This is a genomic window from Streptomyces sp. SID11385 (assembly GCF_010548245.1).
In the GTDB taxonomy this organism is placed as follows: domain Bacteria; phylum Actinomycetota; class Actinomycetes; order Streptomycetales; family Streptomycetaceae; genus Streptomyces.
Genome location: NZ_JAAGLR010000771.1, coordinates 1 through 1104, shown reverse-complemented (window position 1 = coordinate 1104; position 1104 = coordinate 1). Strand labels below are relative to the sequence as shown.

The 1104-nt window shown below is 76.0% G+C and carries 1 protein-coding gene and 2 pseudogenes; all 3 read right to left on the bottom strand.

All coding sequences use genetic code 11. The features are described from left to right. Positions 1-169: pseudogene (locus G3I42_RS37780) on the bottom strand (urease accessory protein UreD); the annotation flags it as partial. Next, positions 166-849, bottom strand: coding sequence for an urease accessory protein UreG (gene ureG / locus G3I42_RS23755; RefSeq protein ID WP_164289108.1), 684 nt, complete (start codon positions 847-849; stop codon positions 166-168). The gene ureG and the pseudogene G3I42_RS37780, both read right to left, overlap by 4 nt. Positions 850-867: 18 nt before the next feature. After that, a pseudogene (locus G3I42_RS23750) lies at positions 868-1104 on the bottom strand (urease accessory protein UreF); the annotation flags it as partial.

Sequence of the window (1104 nt, the reverse complement as noted above, 5' to 3'; positions counted from 1 at the left end):
CGCCCATCGCCCCGACGAGCACGACATGCGCGGCCCCCGCAGTGCCCCGCGTACGGCGCACCGCGAGCGGGCCCTCGCCGCTCAGCACCGGGAGCGCGGTGCCGCCCCGTCCGTCCGCGCGCGCCTCGATCCGTACCCGGGCGCGGGCCCCGGCGACGGCCGTCGTCATCCGCGCGCCCGCCACGCGCGGTGCCGCGCCCGCACCCACTCGGCGACCGGTCCCACGCCCTCCGGCGCGCGCAAGGACTGGAGGACGACGGGGAGTTCGCCGCGCGCGTGGGCCGCGTCCTTCGCCATCCGGTCGAGGTCGGAGCCGACATAAGGGGCCAAGTCCGTCTTGTTGACGACGAGGAGGTCCGCCGTCGTGACGCCCGGGCCGCCCTTGCGCGGGATGTCGTCGCCGCCCGCGACGTCGATGACGAAGATCTGCGCGTCCACGAGGCCGCGCGAGAAGGTCGCCGTCAGGTTGTCGCCGCCGGACTCGACGAGGATCACGTCGAGCGGCCCCGTCGCCGCCTCCAGTTCCTCGACCGCTTCCAGGTTGGCCGAGATGTCGTCCCTGATGGCGGTGTGCGGGCAGGCGCCCGTCTCGACGGCGGTGATGCGCTCCGGCGGCAACACGCCTTCCCGCAGCAGGAATTCGGCGTCCTCACGGGTGTAGATGTCGTTGGTGACGACGGCGAGGGACAGTTCGGCGCGCAGGGTGCGGCACAGCGCGGCGACGGTCGCGGTCTTGCCCGAGCCGACGGGGCCGCCGAGGCCGAGTCGCAGGGCGCGGCGGCGGCCGTCGGGCAGGTGGGCGTCGGCGCTGAGCGCGGGGGGCGCGTCGTGGGTGTGGTCGAGGTGCACGGGGCGGCTCCAGCGGTCCTAGGTGGTGAACAGCTTGTGCGGGCGGCGGGCGTGGTGTTCGGCGGCGAGGTCGAGCAGCGGGGCGGCGCGGGCGGGGAGTGTGTCGGGGCCCTCGGCGCGGGCGCGGGTCGCGTGCGCGAGGGCTTCGGTGGCCAACGCGTCGAGTGCGGGGGCGAGTCGTGCGAGGACGCGCGTCGCGTCGAGCGGGTCGAGGCTGAGCAGGCGGACGGTCGCGCTCGCGGGTCCTCCGACGCT